This window comes from Paucibacter sp. TC2R-5, assembly GCF_025717605.1.
GTDB lineage: Bacteria > Pseudomonadota > Gammaproteobacteria > Burkholderiales > Burkholderiaceae_C > Paucibacter_A > Paucibacter_A albus.
On the sequence record NZ_JAJIRQ010000004.1, the window covers coordinates 533,433 to 550,938 of the forward strand.

Genomic DNA, 17,506 nt, shown 5'->3' on the forward strand with positions numbered 1-17,506 from the left:
AAGAAGAACACCAGAGGCAAACCATCATGATTCTCGAAAACTTCCAATTGAACGGCCAAGTCGCCATCGTCACCGGCTGCAATACCGGTCTGGGTCAGGGCATGGCCCTGGCCTTGGCGCAGGCCGGCGCCGATGTGGTCGGCATCAATGTGACCGAACCGACCGAGACACGCCAGCAAGTTGAGGCCACCGGCCGGCGCTTTCTGGACCTGCGCGCGAATCTGTCCGACATCAGCTGCATCGATGGGTTGATCAAAGAAGCGCTGACCTTGACCGGCAAGATCGACATTCTGGTCAACAACGCCGGCATCATCCGCCGCGAAGACGCGATCAAATTCAGCGAAAAGGACTGGGACGATGTCATCGACCTGAACCTGAAGACGGTGTTCTTCTTCTCGCAGGCCGCGGCCAAGCAATTCATTGCGCAAGGCAATGGCGGCAAGATCATCAATGTGGCCTCGATGCTGTCCTACCAGGGCGGCGTGCGGGTGCCGTCCTACACCGCGTCCAAGAGCGCGGTGATGGGCATCACCCGCGCGATGGCGAACGAATGGGCTTCGCACGGCATCAATGTGAACGGCATTGCGCCCGGTTATATGGCGACCAACAACACCGCTGCACTGCGCGCCGATGAGGGCCGCAGTGCCTCCATCTTGGAGCGCATCCCGGCTGGCCGCTGGGGCTCACCGGAAGACTTGGCCGGCCCGGTCGTATTCTTGTCGTCCAAGGCCTCGGACTATGTCAACGGCTACACCGTCGCCGTCGATGGCGGCTGGTTGGCTAGGTAGACCACCCCCGTAGGCGCTGCGCGCCACCCCCTCAAGGGGGCGAACTCAGTGGCCCGGCGGAGCCGGTTCCACGAGTTCTACTTGAGAGGTCGGCTCCTACTGCTGCGCAGTGGGGCCTCCAAGTTGTTCCGTCGGAGACACGGTGACGCTATGTATGAAAACAAAAAACTAGGCTTTCTGTTCGTGCTGCCCTTTGTGTTGGGCGTGCTGGGCTTCAAGCTATTTCCCTTCGTGATGAGCTTCGCGCTCGGCTTCACGCAATACGATCTGATGGACCCGCCGGTGTTTGTCGGTCTCGACAACTATGTGGAGATCGCCAGCGCCGACCCGCTGTTCCGCAAGTCGCTCGGCGTCACGCTCTTGTTCGCCGTGCTGGCGGTGCCCTTGCGCGTCGGTTTCGCGCTCTTCATTGCCCATGTGCTCAATTACAAGCTGCGCGGTATCAACTTCTTCCGCGCCGCTTTTTATCTGCCGTCCATACTCGGCGGCTCGATCGCCACTGCGGTGCTCTGGCGCTTCATCTTCGCCAAGGAGGGTCTTGTCAATCTGCTGATGATCAAAGTGGGCCTGGAGCCTATCGCCTGGCTGGCCGACGAACACTACTCGCTATGGACCATCGTGTTGCTGTTCACATGGCAGTTCGGCTCGGCGATGGTGATATTTTTGGCCGCGCTGCAGAACGTGCCGGTGTCGCTGTACGAGGCGGCCGAAATCGACGGTGCCAACAAGCGTCAGCAGTTCTTCCGCATCACCGTGCCGCTGATCACACCCGTTATCTTTTTCAATATGATCATGCAGATGGTGCAGGCCTTCCAGGAGTTCAACGGCCCTTATGCCATTACCGAAGGCGGCCCGCTGCATTCAACCTATGTGCTGGCGCTGTACATCTACGACCAGAGCTTCCGCTACTTCAACCTCGGCTATGGCGCGGCGCTGTCCTGGGTCTTGTTTGCGCTGGTCGGTGGTTTGAGCGCGATTTCGTTCTGGAGTTCCAAGTACTGGGTCTTCTACTCGGGTGAGAAGGAGACGTCCAAATGAGCGGCGCAAATAGTGATGTACCTGCGCTGATCCTGGGGCGCGACCAGGGCAATTCCTGGCTCCGCTACGTGGCGCTGTTTGCCGTCGCTCTGGTGATGCTGTATCCCTTGGCCTGGCTGATCGGTGCATCGTTCAAGAGCAATGTCGAGATCTATAGCGAAATCGGCTTCTGGCCCAGCCGCTTTGACTTTGGCGCCTACGTCAAGGGCTGGAAGACCAGCACCGAGTACACCTTCGCGACCTATTTTCTGAACAGCTTTTTGATCACCATCCCGCGCATCATCGTGACGGTGATCTCCTGCGTGCTGGTGGCCTACGCCTTCGCCCGCTTTGACTTCTGGGGCAAGAAGTTCCTGTTCAGCATCATGGTCGGCACGATGATGTTGCCGCTGATCGTCTTGCGCCTGCCGCAATACCTGATGTTCCGCGAGTTCGGTTGGCTCGACACCTATCTGCCGCTGATCCTGCCTTCGGCCTTTGCTACCGACACCTTCTTCGTCTTCATGCTGGTGCAGTTCCTGCGCGGCATCCCGCGCGATATGGAAGAAGCGGCGCAAATCGATGGTTGCAACGCGCTGCAACTGCTCTGGCACATCATCGTGCCCATGCTCAAGCCGGCCATCATCTCGGTCATCGTGTTCCAGTTCATCTGGACCATGAACGACTTCATGGGCCCGCTGATCTATCTGGCCTCGGTGGAGAAATACCCAGTTTCGCTGGCCCTGAAGATGAGCATAGGAGCCACCGAAGAGGTCGAGTGGGCCAGCGTGATTGCGATCTCGGTGGTCGCCCTGATCCCATCGGTGGCGGTGTTCTTCGCCGCCCAGCGCCACTTCATTGAAGGTTCCGCCAGCAGCGGCATCAAAGGATAAAGAAAGATAAACATGGCGCAGCTAAGCCTGAAGAAAATCGAGAAGGTCTACCCGAATGGCTTCAAGGCCGTGCATGGGGTGGACTTGGAAATCCGCGACGGCGAGTTCATGGTCTTTGTCGGCCCCTCGGGCTGCGCCAAGTCCACGCTCTTGCGCATGATTGCCGGCCTGGAGACCATCTCCGGAGGCGAGCTGCATATCGGCGGCAAGCTGGTCAACACCCTGGCGCCCAAGGCGCGCGGCATCGCGATGGTGTTCCAGAACTATGCGCTCTACCCGCATATGAAGGTCTATGACAACTTGGCCTTCGGACTGAAGCTCGCCGGCGCCAAGAAGGACGAGGTTGACCAACGCGTGCGCCATGCGGCCAAGCTGTTGGAGATGGAGCATCTGCTGGACCGCTACCCCAAGCAGCTGTCGGGCGGCCAGGCGCAGCGCGTCGCGGTCGGCCGCGCCATCGTCAAGAAGCCCGAGGTGTTCTTGTTCGATGAGCCGCTGTCCAATCTGGACGCCAAGCTGCGCGCTTCGATGCGGGTGCGCTTGACCGAGCTGCACCGCACGCTGCGCGAGTCGGGCCAGCCCGCCACGGTTGTCTATGTCACTCACGACCAGGTCGAGGCGATGACCATGGGCGAGCGCATCTGCGTGCTCAAGGACGGCGTGATCCAGCAGGTCGATACCCCGACCGCGCTGTATGACCGTCCGGCCAACGCCTTTGTCGCCAGCTTCATCGGCTCGCCGGAAATGAATATCCACCCGGCCACCCTGCAGGCCGACGGCGCCGGTTTGGCCGTGCTGCTCGGGGGTCAAGTCTTGCCCTTGCCCGAGGCCAAGGCCCAGCGCATGCGTTTGCAAACAGGGCCAATCAAGTTCGGTCTGCGCCCGGAACATATCTCGGCCGAGGCGCGCCCGCAGGGCGACAGCTTCCCGGTGCCGGGGGCGCTGCGTTTCTCCGAGCACATGGGCAGCGAGGTGTTTGTGCATTTCGACATCGGCAACGTGCCCATGACCGCTCGCGTGCCAGCCGACCAACTCGGCAGCTTGGCCGGCAAGACGCGCGGCGCGGCCCATACATTTCATCTGCAGCTCGGGTGCAGCCACTTGTTTGATGGCGCTGAAGACGGCAGCGGCGCCAACCTGCTGCTCTGAAGGTTGATATGAGCTTATTTGAAAGACGCCGTTCGCTGTTCGCGCTGGCCGCCGCCAGCCTGGTCGCTTTAGCCAACGCCCCGGCAAATGCCGCCGATGCTGCCGAACCCACCGTCTTGCGCTTCGCCTGGTGGGGCGGCGGTGCCCGCCACCAAGCGACGCTGAAGGCGATTGCCGCTTTTGAGCGCCAGAACCCCGGCCTCAAGATCAAGGCCGAGTACATGGGTTTTAACGGTTATCTGGAGCGCCTGACCACGCAAATCGCCGGCGGCTCCGAGCCCGACGTGATGCAGATCAATTGGGCCTGGATGGCGATGTTCTCCAAGCGCGGCACAGGCTTCACCGACCTGAATCAATACCGCCATGTGCTGGCGCTGAATCAGTTCAGCGAGCAGGACCTCAGCATGGGCATGGTGGCGGGCAAACTCAATGCCTTGCCGGTCGGCTATAGCGCGCGGATATTCCTGTGGAACAAGGCGGCGTTTGATCGCGCCGGTTTGCCTCTGCCCAAGACCTGGGACGAGCTGTTCGCCTCTGGTGCGGTGTTCAAGCAGCGGCTCGGCCCTAAGGCCTTCCCGCTGGACGGCGAGCTTTACGACATGATTCTGCTGTCGCAGGCCTATGTGCACCAGAAGCTCGGCACCGCCTATCTGGACCCCAAGCAGCCGCGCGTGGCGATGAGCCCGGCGGCGGCGCTGGAATGGGTGCAAACCTATAAGCGACTGGTCGACGGCCACACCGCCACACCGCTGCCGCTGCGCGCAAGCTTAGGCGGTGCCGAAAAAGCGACCGAGCAGCAGCAGGATTGGGTGGTCGGCAATTGGGCCGGCAACTACACCTGGGATAGCGCGATCTCTTTGCGCGCCAGCACGCTGGATGCGCAGCAAAAGCTGGCGCTGGGCGAGTTCCCGACCCTGCCCGGAGCGGCCAATAGCGGCATGTTCGGTCGTCCCTCGCTGATGTTTGCGGTCGGGCGCAATAGCAAGAAGGCTGAGCTGGCGGCGCGCTTCATCAATTTCCTGCTGACCGATCCGGATGCCGCGCGCATCCTCGGCAAGACCCGTGGCGTGCCCGGCGCGCAGAGCCAGTTTGATTTGTTGGTGCGCGAGAACGCCTTGCCGCCGCTGGAACTGCAGGCCCATGCGCAGATCCAGGCGCAAAAGCAGGCCGGGCGTATCGAGCTGCCGTCGCCGCTGTTCGAGCATGCGCGCATGCAAAAGTTCATGCGTGAGGTGTTCGAGACGGTCGCCTATGGCAAGACTACCGACGCTGAGGCCGCAAAACGTCTGGTCGAAGAGGGTAATGCCTTACTTAGGCGTATCAAGTAATTGCAGTCATGAATGACGAGAGAGGGCCATAGAGCCGGAGAGTGAGCTGGGCGGTATGCGGATGGCCGCAACCGTTCATGGCGGCCACCTTCAGCCTGACGCTGAGGGTGGCCCATATTTTCTTGAAACTATCGATGTGCCGAGCAGGCAAAGAAGAGCAATCACCATGAGCAAATCAACGCAGCGACAAATGCAATTCGTGTCCCGCCAGGACCCCGATACCGGTGCTCGCGTGACCCGCCTGACGCCCTTGGATGTGACTTGTCATCGGAATTATTTCTACCAAAAATGCTTTACCAATGACGGTAGCAAGCTGATCTTTGGTGCCGAGTTTGGACCTGATATTGGTGATCCCGCGAGGCCTAACTGGAACTACCACCTGCTCGATCTGCAGACACAGGTTGCCACCCAGCTGACCGACCAGGCGGGTGAAAACACCTTCGGGGGCTTCTTGAGCCCGGATGACCAATACCTGTACTTTGTACGGGCCGAGCGCCAGCTGATCCGCCTGCATCTGAGTGATCTGAGCGAGGACATCGCCTACACCGTACCCGCCGGCTGGGTCGGCTATGGCACGTGGGTATCGAATAGCAGTTGCACCAAGATGGTCGGCATCGAGATCCATGCCGATGACTGGTTCCCCTTAAGCGACTGGCAGAAGTTCCACGAGATGTTCCATAAAAAGCCGCGCTGCCGTTTGATCCGCATCGATCTGGCGACGGGCGAGCGCGAAGTGATCCTGGAGAAGGACGGCTGGCTCGGCCATCCGCAGTACCGCCCCTTTGATGACAACACGGTCGCCTATTGCCATGAAGGCCCGCATGACTTGATCGACGCGCGGATGTGGTTCATCAATGAAGACGGCAGCCATATGCGCTGCGGCAAGACGCATGAAAAGGGCGAAAGCATCACGCATGAGTTCTGGGTGCCGGACGGCTCGCAGATGATGTTTGTGTCCTATTTGGAAGGGCAGACCGAGCGCTGGATCTGCACGCTGGACCCGGTCACTTTGGAGTCGCGGCGCATCACTTTGATGCCGCCCTGCTCGCATTTAATGAGTAACTTCGACGGCACGCTGCTGGTCGGTGACGGCAGCGGCTCGCCGGTCGACGTGGCCAATGCCAGCGGCCATGAGATCAAGAACGACCCCTATCTGCATCTCTTCGATTTGAAGGCCGGTACGCGGCGCACGATTGCCCGGCATGACAGCAGTTGGCGCGTCTACAAGGGCAACCGTCAGGTCACCCATCCGCACCCCAGCTTCACGCCGGACCAGAAGCAGGTCTTGTTCAGCTCGGATGCCGAGGGTGAACCGGCGCTGTACCTGGCCGATTTGGGCTGAGGCTCAAGCGCCATGCGAGCCTGGCTCTTGCTGATGACCCTGAGCGCCAGTGTGGCTTTCACCCAAGCCAAGGCCCAGCCCCGGCCGCAGCTCAGTGAGGCCGAGGCCAGCCACCATCAGCGCGCCGACTACCTCGGCGATTGGCAGCCGCAGCCCTTGTTGGACGCGGTCCGCTGGCCGGCCGATTTCATCGTCGCGGCTGACGGCAGCGGCACACACCGAACGCTGCAGGCGGCGATCGATGCCGTGCCCTTGGCCGGCGCCGGGCAGCGGCGTTACTTCATTCGCCTGCGGCCGGGCATTTACCGCGAATCCGTCTGCGTGCAGGACAAGGCACCCGTCAGCTTGTATGGCGAACCCGCGGATGCGGCCGCCGTGACCCTGGTGAACGGCAACTACAGCGCCAAGCCCAAGCGGGCCGGGATAGATGCGGCCAACGCTTGCGTGCCGAATCTGGCCGCCGCCACTTATGGCACTGCGGGCAGCGCCACGCTGAGCCTGTTCAGCGACGCGGTGCATGTGGCGCATCTGACGATCTCCAATGACGCGATGGATGGCGTGCGCGCGGGTGTCGGCTATCCGCCCCAGGTCGGGGAGGGCGGCGGCGCGCAGGCTGTGGCCCTGATGACGCGCGGCGACCGGCAGCAATTGCACAAGGTGCGCTTGCTCGGCCACCAGGACACTTTTTATGCCGCCAGTCCGGCGGATGCGCTCAAGCCTGCGCGGGTCTGGGTGCAGGCCAGCCTGATCGCCGGTGATGTCGACTTTGTGTTCGGCAACGCCCGGCTAGTGATCGAAGACAGCGAGATTCTGAGTCGCGCCGGTCGGCGCAGCCTAGGGGAGGGCGGCATCGTGCTGGCGCCCAGCACGGCGGCCGCTGAAGCGTTGGGCTTTTTGGTTTTGCACAGCCGCTTCGTGGCCGAGCCCGGCCAGGCTGCCGGCTCGGTGGCGCTCGGCCGGGCCTGGGATCAGGGCGTGGCCAAGGGGGCCTGGCTAGCTGGCCAGTCGCCGAACGGCCAAGCGCTGGTGCGCGACAGCCAGCTCGGGCCCCATATTGCGCCCTGGGGCCCGTCAACCTCGCGGCGGCCGTTCGCTAGCAGCGGTGAGCAGGCCAATCGCCTGTTGGAGTACCGCAGTCAATCACTACCCTGAGTTTTGGTCGGCTTGCACCCGCTCGGTGCAAGCCCTCATGGGGGCGGGCAACCGTTCAGAGATAATTCAAATCAATTGAAACGCTTTACCAAGGCATTTGGAACAAATGGACGATGAGTCAAACGATGCCAAGCAACCGGAATCGGTTGCGGCGGTACTGAAGGTATTTGCGATCCTGCAGGCCTTGTCAGAGCGCAGCGAGACCGGCATTTCGGATCTGTCGGTGCGCTTGGCCATGCCCAAGGCGACGGTCTACCGCTTCTTGCAGACCATGATGACGCTGGGCTATGTGCATCAACAAGCCGACAGCGAGCGCTATGGCCTGACCATGCGGGCTTTCGAGCTGGGCGCCAAGGCCTTGCAGTACCCGGATCTGGTGGATCTGGCCAAGCACCATATGCAGATGCTGGCCGACAAGACCGGCGAGACGGTTCACTTGGGCACCTTGATCGACAGCGAGATCATCTATGTGCACAAGATCGATTCACGCCACACGCTGGGCATGTATTCCAAAGTAGGGCGGCGCGCGCCGCTGCACAACACCGCCATCGGCAAGGTGCTGATGGCTTGGGAGCATCCCGAGCGGCGCGACCGCATCCTGGACGGCGCCGAGTTCAAGCGTTTCCGCGACAAAACCATCGTCGACCGGCAAGCCTTTTTGGTCGAACTGGAGCGCGTCAAGGCGCAAGGGTATGGCGAGGACAGGGAGGAGTTCGATGAACATATCCGCTGCCTGGGTATTCCGATCTTCGACCGCCTGAGCCAGCCGATTGCCGGCATGAGCGTTTCCTTTCCGACCTTTCGCTATGACGAAGAGAAAGCGCCGGAAATCATTGCCACGCTTACTGCAGCCAGCCGGGACATTTCCGCCAAGCTGGGATGCACAAAATTCCCGCTCGATGCGGCGAAGGCCGTATCGACCTGAAACTGCGCTGCGTCTCAGTCCATCAAGCCGAAATCAGGGCTGGACACCATGGCCTCGATATCGAGCAGGATCAGCATCCTCTCGCCGATCTTGCCCAGACCGGTGATGAAGCGCGCGTCGAGCGCGGCGGCGACTTCGGGGCGCGCCTTGATCTGCTCGACATTGAGCTCCAGCACGTCGGAGACGGCGTCCACCACGATGCCGACCACGCGCTGGCAAACGTTCAGCACGATCACCACGGTGAAGGCGTTGTACTCGCCGCTTTGCCCCAAGCGCAAACGCAGGTCGACGATAGGCACGATCACGCCACGCAGATTGACGACGCCCTTGACGAAGTGCGGGGCGTTGGCAACCCGGGTCGGCGGCTCATAGGAGCGGATTTCTTGTACCCGCAAGATGTCGAGGCCGTATTCCTCGGCGCCGACATGAAAGGTCAGAAATTGCTTGGAATCAGGCCGGGCCTGGTCTGCGGCATAGACGGCGTTGGAGCCGGAGGAAGAAACCAGTGCGGTAGTGCTCATGGATTGGACGGGCTAGCAAGGTTACGAAGTTTTTGCGAAAAGGGCCGAAGGGTGCAGGTATTTTGCGCCGAAGCTGGCCGTTGAATCCTGGGATCAAGCCCCGGCGACTGGCTTTTTCAAACGATGGGCGAAAAAAAGCCCCGCTTGAGTTTCAATTCAGCGGGGCTCCCGAGCGGCTACAGCCTTAGACGTTGAACAAGAAGTTCAGCACGTCGCCGTCCTTCACCACATATTCCTTGCCTTCGGCGCGCATCTTGCCGGCATCCTTGGCGCCTTGTTCACCCTTGTAGGTGATGAAGTCTTCATAGGCGATGGTTTGGGCGCGGATATAGCCGCGTTCGAAGTCGGTGTGGATCACGCCGGCGGCTTGCGGGCCGGTGTCGCCTTTGTGGATGGTCCAGGCACGCACTTCCTTGACGCCGGCCGTGAAGTAGGTCTGCAGGCCCAGCAGGCTGAAGCCGGCGCGGATCAGGCGGTTCAGACCTGGTTCGTCCTGGCCCATTTCGGCCAGGAACATGGTCCTGTCTTCGTCTGACATCTCGGACAACTCGGCCTCGGTCTTGGCGCAAATCGCCACCACCGGCGCGCTTTGCGCCTTCGCGTACTCGGTCAAGCGGTCGAGGAAGGGGTTGTTCTCGAAACCGTCTTCCGACACATTGGCGACGAACATGGCCGGCTTGGCCGTGATCAGACACAGAGGCTTGAGCAGCACCAGCTCTTCCTTGCTGAAATCAATGCCGCGCACTGGCTTGGCTTCGTTCAACGCGGCCTCGCATTTCTCCAGCACCTTGACCAGGGCGATCGCGTCCTTGTCACCGGCGCGGGCCACCTTGTTGTAGCGGTGCAGGCTTTTCTCGACCGTGCCCATATCGGCCAGGCAGAGTTCGGTCTGAATCACCTCGATGTCGGAGATCGGGTCGACCTTGCCGCTGACATGAATGACGTTGCCGTCCTCGAAGCAGCGCACCACGTTGACGATGGCGTCGGTTTCGCGGATGTGCGACAGAAACTTGTTGCCCAGGCCTTCACCCTTGGAGGCGCCAGCCACCAAGCCGGCGATGTCCACAAACTCCACCACGGCGGGCAAGATGCGTTCGGGCTTGACGATTTCGGCCAGGGCGGCGAGGCGCTCGTCCGGCAACTCGACCACGCCGACATTGGGCTCAATCGTGCAGAAGGGGTAGTTCTCGGCGGCGATGCCGGCCTTGGTCAGCGCATTGAAAAGAGTGGACTTGCCAACATTGGGCAGGCCCACGATGCCGCATTTGAGGCTCATGGAAGGCTTTCTGGGTGTGGTGCGGGAGACGCAAAGGCGGGATTTTAGACGCTCCGGCTAAATGACCTGTTCTAAGCCTTGTTCTGCATCCTGTTCAGGGGCCCTGACCCAACGCCTTCCAGCGCCTTGCCTACAATGCCCGAATGCAAAAATATGAGGTCTTGGTTCGTGGCTCGGGTTGTGTCGGGCGCAGCTTGGCGTTGGCCCTGGGCGCGCAGGGCCTGCGTGTGGCCTTGCTGGGCAGCGCCGAGGCCAGCTTGGCGCAGCGCGAAGATGTGCGCAGCTATGCCTTGAACGCCGCCTCGGTGCGTTTGTTGCGCGAACTCAAGGTCTGGGATTCATTGCCTCTTGACGCGATCAGCCCGGTCTACGACATCAAGGTCAGCGGCGACCAAGCCGGCGCGCTGCTGGAGTTTTCGGCCTGGCAGCAAGGCGTTGCTGAGCTGGCGTTCATCGTTGACGCGGGCGCCCTGGAGCAGCAGCTCGCCACGGCCTTGCGCTTTTCTCCCCATGTGAAGATCGTCGATGCGCCGGTGCCCGCCGATTTGACCGCGCTGTGCGAGGGGCGCGATTCCCAGCAGCGTGCAGAGCTGGGCGTGCGCTTTGAGGCTCACGCCTATGGCCACCGCGCCATTGCCGCCCGCCTGAGTTCGAACCTGCCTCACCAAGGCGTCGCACGGCAGTGGTTCAGATCACCCGATGTCTTGGCCCTGTTGCCGATTGAAAAACCCAGCCCAGGCAGCTCCTATGGCTTGGTGTGGTCCTTGCCCGAGCAGCAGGCGCTTGACTTGCTGGCAGCGCCCGATGCCGAGTTCGAGGCGGCCTTGAATGCCGCCAGTGGTGGTGAAGCCGGGATCTTGACGCTGGCCACGGGCCGCTCTTCATGGCCCTTGGCGCGGGCCCAGGCCGAACCGGTGCAAGGCCCGGGCTGGGTGTTGCTGGGCGATGCGGCGCACCTGGTCCATCCCTTGGCCGGCCAAGGCCTCAACCTGGGTTTGGCCGATGTGGCCGCTTTGGCTGCCGTTTTGGCCACCAAGGAGGCTTGGCGCTCGGTCGGTGACGAGCGCCTGCTGCGCCGCTTTGCACGCGCCCGCATGGCCCCCAATTGGGCCATGGGCGAGCTGACCGATGGTCTGCTGAAAGTTTTTGCCAGCGAGGCGATGCCCTTGCGCGAGTTGCGCAACAAGGGCTTGAATGCGCTGAATTCTGTTCCACCCTTGAAGCGTTGGCTGATCACGCGCGCCCTGGGTCTTTGATGTTTACTTTTGCCTAAATCCTCACACCATGAAGATGCTGAAAGCTACGACCTCCCTCACCGCCGCGCTCTTGCTGGCCATGCCTCTGCTGGCGCAGGCCAATGAGGCCGTCATCCGCAAGAATTTGGCCGAGCGCCTGGCCAGTTTGCCCAAGGTGGACGAAGTCAAACAAAGTCCGATGCCGGGGCTGTGGGAAATCCGCATCGGCAACGAGATTCGCTATACCGATGCGACGGGCACTTATTTGATTGAAGGCGAGCTGATCGACTTGCGCACGCGCAAGAACTTGACCGAAGAGCGCGTCATCAAGCTGCAAACGGTTGACTTTGCCAGCCTGCCTTTGAAAGACGCCGTGGTCTGGAAGACCGGCGACGGCAAGCGCCGCATTGCGATTTTCTCCGACCCCAACTGTGGTTACTGCAAGCGCTTCGAGCGCTCTTTGCAAGATGTCAAAGACCTGACGGTCTACACCTTTTTGATTCCTATTTTGGGCGGTGATTCACCCGAGAAGGCGCGTTCGGTCTGGTGCGCCAAGGACAGCACAGCGACCTGGCGGGCCTGGATGTTGGACGGCAAGGCGCCGGCCAAGCCTATGGGTGCTTGTGACGACAGCGCGATCGAGCGCAATCTTGCGCTGTCCAAGCGCAGCCATGTCAGCGGAACGCCGGCCATCATCTTTGAAGACGGCAGCCGTGCTCCGGGTGCTTTGAGCGCCGAGCAGTTGGAAAAGCGCCTGCAGGCGGTGGGCAAGTCCTGACCCTGGCGTGACCCTCTAGCCCGTCTAGTCCTTTTGTTCACCACTTCGTCATCCGCTTCCGGAGTCTGACTGCATGCCTGTTGCCGCCAATGCGCTCGCGCCCTTGCCACTCAACCCCTTGGCACTCAGATTGGGGCACCTGGGCTTGCTGCCCTTTGTCTTCGGCGCGATTTTGGTCTGGCTGGTGGGAGGGCGCAATGCCGAAGCCCACGCCTGGATCAGTTTTTCCTTGTCGGCCTATGCCGCGCTGATCCTGTCTTTTTTGGGCGGCATTTATTGGGGCCTGGGCTTCAGGCAGGTCGAGCCCGGCGTTCAGCCCTTTGTCTGGGGTGTCCTGCCCTCGCTAGGGGCCTGGGTGGCGCTGGTGATGCCGGCTTATGCGGGTCTGGTTTTGCACGGCGTGATGTTGATCGTTTGCTACCTGGTTGATCGGCGGCTCTACCCGGCTCTGGGCGCGGCGGCTTGGTTGACGCTGCGCTTTCGCCTCAGTGCGGTGGCGGCGCTGTGCTGCTTTTTGGCCGCGGCAGGAAGTTGAAAGAAGCGATGAGTGCCGTGCGCTATCTGGTCGAACTGGCCGACCCCAAAACCCATGTTTACTCGGTCACGCTGACGCTGGACGCGCCCGCAGCGCTGCAGCGCTTCAGCCTGCCGGCCTGGATTCCCGGCAGCTATTTGCTGCGAGAGTTCGCGCGTCATCTGAGTGGCCTGACGGCAACGCAAGCAGGCCGCCCGGTGGACTTGGTGCAAATGGACAAGGCCAACTGGCAGGCGAGCTGCAGCGGGGCCGAGCCCTTGACCCTGCGCTACCAGGTCTATGCTTTTGACAACTCGGTGAGGGCAGCGTTTTTGGATGCCGACCGGGGCTTTTTCAATGGCACCGGTTTGTGCCTGCGCGCGCATGGCCGCGAGCAGGGAAGCCATAGCATCGAATTCGGCCACCTGCCCGAAGGCTGGCAGATCGCCACGGCGATGCAGCATTGCGCGGGCGGCCCCTACCAAGCGGCCAATTACGACGAACTGGTCGACAACCCCTTCGAACTGGGGCGGTTTTGGCAGGGTCAATTCAGCGCCGCCGGCGTGCCGCACAAGATTGTCGTGAGCGGCGCTTTGCCGGTGTTTGATGGCGGCCGTTTGCTGGCAGACGCGCAGCGCATCTGCGAGGCGCAGCTGGCCTTCTGGCATGGCGAAGCGGGCGATCAGCAGGGCCGCGCACCGTTCGGTCACTACATCTTCTTTTTGAACGCGGTGGAAGAAGGCTACGGCGGCCTGGAGCACCGAGCCAGCACCGCCTTGATCGCGCCGCGCCGTGATTTGCCGCACCTGGGGCAGACCGAGCTGAGCGAAGGCTATGTGCGCCTGCTGGGGCTGATCAGCCATGAGTACTTCCACAGCTGGAACGTCAAACAGCTCAAGCCCGACAATTTTGCGCAGCTGGACTACGCGCAAGAGAACTACACCGAGCTGCTGTGGTTTTTCGAGGGCTTCACCAGCTATTACGACGAGCTGATGCTGGTGCGCTGCGGCCTGATCGACGAGGCGCGCTATTTGAAACTGCTGACCAGCCTCTATAACTCGGTGCTGGCCACACCGGGGCGCAAGGTCCAAAGCCTGGCGCAATCCAGCTTTGACGCCTGGGTCAAGTACTACCGCCAGGACGAAAACTCGCCCAACAGCACCATCAGCTACTACACCAAGGGTGCCCTGGCCGCGCTGGCGCTGGATTTGAGTTTGCGCAGCGCCGAGCCGGCGCCCAGCAGTCTGGATGAGTTGATGCGCCTGCTGTGGGTGCGCAGCGGCGCCGGGCAAGCGACCGGGGCAAGAGGCGCCATCAGCGAGGCCGATGTGCTGGCCTTGATCGCGGAGCTGGGCGGCCAGGCTTTGGCCGAGCAGTTCCGCGCATGGGTGCATGGCCGTGACGATTTGCCGCTGCCGCAGCTGTTTGAGAGGCTTGGCGTGCAATTGCGCAGCGACAAGCCGACGCTGGCCCAAAAGCTGGGCCTGCGGGTCAATGAGTCGGCTGCGGGCCTGTCTGTCAAGCAGGTCTTGGCCGGCTCTGCCGCGCTGGCCGGTGGCTTGTGCGCGGGGGATGAGCTGCTGGCCTGCAATGGCTGGCGCATTCGCCGGCTTGAGGATGCCGCGCTGACGCTGGCCTCGGGGACGCTGGACCTGAGCTTGCTGGTGTCGCGCGATCAGCGCTTGCTGACCTTGCCGGTCAGGCTGCCTGCGGCAGACAGCGATGCCCCTGTCATCCTGAGCCTCGCCGAGAAGCCGTCGGCACGCGTTAGCAGCCTGCGCAAGGCATGGCTGGCGGGCTGAGCAGCAGGCCAGCGAATCCATCGAGCGCAAGGCGGCTTCGATGGCTGGCTATTCTGCTGCTGCCGGTGCTGCTGGCGCATCTCTGGTTGGGAGAGGCTGTACACCGGCTGCATCAAGGCTGGAGCGAGGCCGCCGCGCCGATGCCGGCGCGCTTGGTGGTGGCCTACACGCGGGAGCTGAAGGCAGCAAAGCCTCCTGCTCGGGTGGCGCCAGCCGCGCCCAAACCCAAGCCCAGGCCGGCAGCAAGGTCGTCTGCTCCCAAGCCGCCGCTTGAAGCGGCTGCGCCCACCGAACTTTTGCCTGAATCTGTGGCCCAAGAAGCGTCCGCGCCTGTGCCTACGCCGGCTTCCAGCGAGCCCGCTGTGGCCGCCGCAGACCCGCCTCCCGCCGCCGCCGAGCCGGCCGCCAGTGCCGCCGGCACTGAAGAAACTCTGCCCGGCCCTGAATGGCCGCCCTCCACCTTGCTCAGCTACCGGCTCAGCGGTAACTACCGGGGCGAGGTGCACGGTAACGCGCAAGTCGAGTGGATAAGGCAGGGCCCGCGCTACCAGATGCACCTGGATGTTGCGGTCGGCCCCAGCTTTGCGCCGCTGATTTCCCGCCGCATGAGCAGCGATGGTCGCCTGACGCCGGCCGGCGTCGCGCCGCAGCGGTACGACGAAGACACAAGGGTGATGTTCAGTCAACGCCGGCGCTCGACGCTGCTCTTCCATGGCGACGCCGTGACCATGCCCAACGGCAGCCGCGAGCCGGTACCGGCCGGGGTGCAGGATGCTGCCAGCCAATTCGTGCAGCTGACCCGGCTGTTCCTGACCGGCGCCGAGCCGCTGCGCGCCGGCCATGTCATCGATATCCCCTTGGTGTTGCCCAAACGCCAATACCTGTGGCGCTACGAAATACTCGGCGAAGAGGAACTGCAAACGCCCATGGGTAGGCTGCAGACCTGGCATTTGAAGCCCTCGAAAGCGGCGGGCGGCGGCGACCTGTCGGCCGAGGTCTGGATCGCCCCTTCGCTGCAATACCTGCCGGTGCGCCTGCGCATTCGTCAAGACGAGCAGACTTATATCGACCTGATGTTGAATGCGCCGCCCCAGCAAGGCGCGCCTTGATTCGCTGCCCCCTATAGTTCCGCTGCCCCCTATAGTTAGCCCCAATTCACTCCAAGGAACTCCCATGAGCTATGAATGCATCATCACCGAAGTGCGAGGCGAAGGCGCCCGCAAGACCGGCCTGATCACGCTGAACCGCCCCAAGGCCTTGAATGCCTTGAGCGACCCCTTGTTCGATGAACTGGGCGAAGCGCTGCTGGCCTTCGATGCGGACGACGGCATCGGCTGCATCGTGCTGACCGGGTCCGAGCGTGCATTCGCGGCCGGCGCCGACATCCCGACGCTGGCTCAGCATGACTTCCAAAGCGCGGTGCGTACCGACATGATCACGCGCAACTGGGAGCACATCCTGCGTGTCAAAAAGCCGGTGATCGCGGCGGTGGCCGGTTTTGCCCTGGGCGGCGGCTGTGAGCTGGCGATGATGTGCGACTTCATCATCGCCGCCGACACCGCCAAGTTCGGTCAGCCCGAGGTCAAGCTGGGCGTCACGCCTGGCGCCGGCGGCACGCAGCGCCTGCCGCGCGCCGTGGGCAAGTCCAAGGCCATGGACCTGTTGCTGACCGCCCGCATGATGGACGCGGCGGAAGCCGAGCGCAGCGGTTTGGTGTCACGCGTCGTGCCTGCGGCCCAGCTGATGGAGGAAACCCTGGCCGCCGCTGAGCAGATCAATGGCTTCAGCGCCCCGGCACTGCAACTGATCAAGGAGCTGGTCAACCGCAGTTTCGAGAGCGGCCTCAAGGAAGGCGTGACCTCCGAGCGCCGCGTCTTCCACGCGGTGTTCGGCACCGACGACCAGCGCGAAGGCATGGACGCCTTCCTGAACAAGCGCGCACCGGCTTTCCGGCACGGCAAGCGCTGATCCTGGCTCAGGGGTTGCACATTTCGCAGCGCTGAGCCGGTACCGTGGCGCGAATGGGCGCGGCTTGTTCATGCCCGCAAACGGCACAGGCCAGCAACTGTGCTTTGGCAGCACCGGTCGGGTAAGCACAGCATTCGCATAGAGCGCCGGGGATCAACCGAATAGGCCCAAACCCCGGCGCAGCGCAGGCCGGGCAGCCTTGCAGCCAGCGCGCCGCCAGCGCTTCGGCCGCGGCTTCGATCATGGCCATACGAGTCGGATTTCGGTGTGCCCGCATATCGGTTTCCAGCCACAGCTCGCCTTGTTGCAAGAAGGCGGGTGCCGCGTGGGTCTTCAGCGCCTCCATGCTGCCCAACTCCTTGTCAAACCAAGCTTCGCCGGGGCGGCCGACGATCAGGCCGTGGCCTGGAAAGCCGATCTGCTCTGCAAAGGCCGAAGCCTGCGGCCATGAGCTGACCGAGGCTTGGCGGTAGTTGGTGCTCGGCCCTTGCGCGGCCGCATGAACATGCTGGCCGCTGGCTGCATCGAAGCACACCACCACCTCCACGCCCCAGGCGGCCGTGCCCATATGTGGGTCGGGCCCGAAGCTGCCCTCGCTGCCCAGGCCGAACTCGGCGCCGGTCAGCTCGCAGGCCAGGCGGGCCTTGGCCAGAGCGGCTTCGACTTGCGTGCCGGTCCGGCTGCGCTCGTTGGTGAAAGTGCCCAGGCTGTCGGTGTCGAAGCCCTCGGCCAAGATCAGATCATGGCCCAGGCGCGCTGCCAAGCCCTGCATGGCAGGACCTTTGGCATGCTGAGTCAGCAGGGCGATACGTGCCATG

General features: G+C 62.6%; 17 protein-coding genes. 14 read left to right on the forward strand and 3 right to left on the reverse strand.

The window, feature by feature from the left end; all coding sequences use genetic code 11:
• Positions 1–26 precede the first annotated feature (26 nt).
• The 8 genes from kduD to kdgR all read left to right on the forward strand — a co-directional run bounded on the left by kduD (position 27) and on the right by kdgR (position 8,594).
• On the forward strand, positions 27–788 hold the full coding sequence (kduD, locus tag LNV08_RS12535; protein ID WP_273601084.1) for a 2-dehydro-3-deoxy-D-gluconate 5-dehydrogenase KduD: 762 nt from the start codon (positions 27–29) through the stop codon (positions 786–788).
• Positions 789–938: 150 nt separating this feature from the next.
• Positions 939–1,826: a carbohydrate ABC transporter permease gene (locus tag LNV08_RS12540; RefSeq protein ID WP_263534029.1), complete on the forward strand. Its 888-nt coding sequence runs from the start codon at positions 939–941 to the stop codon at positions 1,824–1,826.
• Entirely contained in the window at positions 1,823–2,698 is an 876-nt protein-coding gene (locus LNV08_RS12545) for a carbohydrate ABC transporter permease (protein WP_263534030.1), read from the forward strand. The genes LNV08_RS12540 and LNV08_RS12545 overlap by 4 nt, the downstream gene beginning before the upstream one ends.
• Positions 2,699–2,710: 12 nt before the next feature.
• Positions 2,711–3,847 (forward strand): ABC transporter ATP-binding protein, encoded by a 1,137-nt coding sequence (locus LNV08_RS12550; protein WP_263534031.1) that lies wholly within the window; start codon positions 2,711–2,713, stop codon positions 3,845–3,847.
• A gap of 8 nt (positions 3,848–3,855) precedes the next feature.
• Positions 3,856–5,175 (forward strand): ABC transporter substrate-binding protein, encoded by a 1,320-nt coding sequence (locus tag LNV08_RS12555; RefSeq protein ID WP_263534032.1) that lies wholly within the window; start codon positions 3,856–3,858, stop codon positions 5,173–5,175.
• A gap of 166 nt (positions 5,176–5,341) precedes the next feature.
• Positions 5,342–6,517: an oligogalacturonate lyase family protein gene (locus tag LNV08_RS12560; protein WP_263534033.1), complete on the forward strand. Its 1,176-nt coding sequence runs from the start codon at positions 5,342–5,344 to the stop codon at positions 6,515–6,517.
• 12 nt (positions 6,518–6,529) lie between these two features.
• The gene (locus tag LNV08_RS12565) at positions 6,530–7,669 is read left to right on the forward strand and encodes a pectinesterase family protein (RefSeq protein ID WP_263534034.1); all 1,140 of its coding nucleotides are present in this window, start codon (positions 6,530–6,532) and stop codon (positions 7,667–7,669) included.
• Between the two features lie 106 nt (positions 7,670–7,775).
• A complete protein-coding gene (gene kdgR / locus LNV08_RS12570; protein WP_263534035.1) occupies positions 7,776–8,594 on the forward strand; it encodes a DNA-binding transcriptional regulator KdgR in 819 nt (272 codons plus the stop codon).
• A 14-nt stretch (positions 8,595–8,608) separates the two neighbouring features.
• On the opposite strand, the gene LNV08_RS12575 is transcribed toward kdgR, so the two are convergent.
• Both LNV08_RS12575 and ychF read right to left on the reverse strand, forming a co-directional pair.
• Positions 8,609–9,115 (reverse strand): chemotaxis protein CheW, encoded by a 507-nt coding sequence (locus LNV08_RS12575; protein ID WP_263534036.1) that lies wholly within the window; start codon positions 9,113–9,115, stop codon positions 8,609–8,611.
• Positions 9,116–9,299: 184 nt separating this feature from the next.
• Positions 9,300–10,391 carry a redox-regulated ATPase YchF gene (gene ychF / locus LNV08_RS12580; RefSeq protein ID WP_263534037.1) on the reverse strand — a complete coding sequence of 364 codons (1,092 nt, stop codon included), beginning with the start codon at positions 10,389–10,391 and terminating at the stop codon, positions 9,300–9,302.
• Positions 10,392–10,534: 143 nt separating this feature from the next.
• Between ychF and LNV08_RS12585 the strand changes: the two genes are divergently transcribed.
• The 6 genes from LNV08_RS12585 to LNV08_RS12610 all read left to right on the forward strand — a co-directional run bounded on the left by LNV08_RS12585 (position 10,535) and on the right by LNV08_RS12610 (position 16,688).
• Positions 10,535–11,647, forward strand: a complete 1,113-nt coding sequence (locus LNV08_RS12585; protein ID WP_263534038.1) for an FAD-dependent monooxygenase — start codon at positions 10,535–10,537, stop codon at positions 11,645–11,647.
• 28 nt (positions 11,648–11,675) lie between these two features.
• A complete protein-coding gene (locus tag LNV08_RS12590; protein ID WP_263534039.1) occupies positions 11,676–12,404 on the forward strand; it encodes a DsbC family protein in 729 nt (242 codons plus the stop codon).
• A gap of 73 nt (positions 12,405–12,477) precedes the next feature.
• A complete protein-coding gene (locus LNV08_RS12595; RefSeq protein WP_263534040.1) occupies positions 12,478–12,939 on the forward strand; it encodes a DUF3429 domain-containing protein in 462 nt (153 codons plus the stop codon).
• Positions 12,940–12,947: 8 nt separating this feature from the next.
• Positions 12,948–14,720 (forward strand): M61 family metallopeptidase, encoded by a 1,773-nt coding sequence (locus LNV08_RS12600; protein WP_263534041.1) that lies wholly within the window; start codon positions 12,948–12,950, stop codon positions 14,718–14,720.
• Between the two features lie 65 nt (positions 14,721–14,785).
• Positions 14,786–15,829 (forward strand): DUF3108 domain-containing protein, encoded by a 1,044-nt coding sequence (locus LNV08_RS12605; RefSeq protein ID WP_263534042.1) that lies wholly within the window; start codon positions 14,786–14,788, stop codon positions 15,827–15,829.
• 64 nt (positions 15,830–15,893) lie between these two features.
• Positions 15,894–16,688 carry an enoyl-CoA hydratase gene (locus LNV08_RS12610; protein WP_263534043.1) on the forward strand — a complete coding sequence of 265 codons (795 nt, stop codon included), beginning with the start codon at positions 15,894–15,896 and terminating at the stop codon, positions 16,686–16,688.
• A gap of 7 nt (positions 16,689–16,695) precedes the next feature.
• On the opposite strand, the gene LNV08_RS12615 is transcribed toward LNV08_RS12610, so the two are convergent.
• Entirely contained in the window at positions 16,696–17,505 is an 810-nt protein-coding gene (locus LNV08_RS12615; protein WP_263534044.1) for a DUF6671 family protein, read from the reverse strand.
• Between the last annotated feature and the right edge of the window lies 1 nt (position 17,506).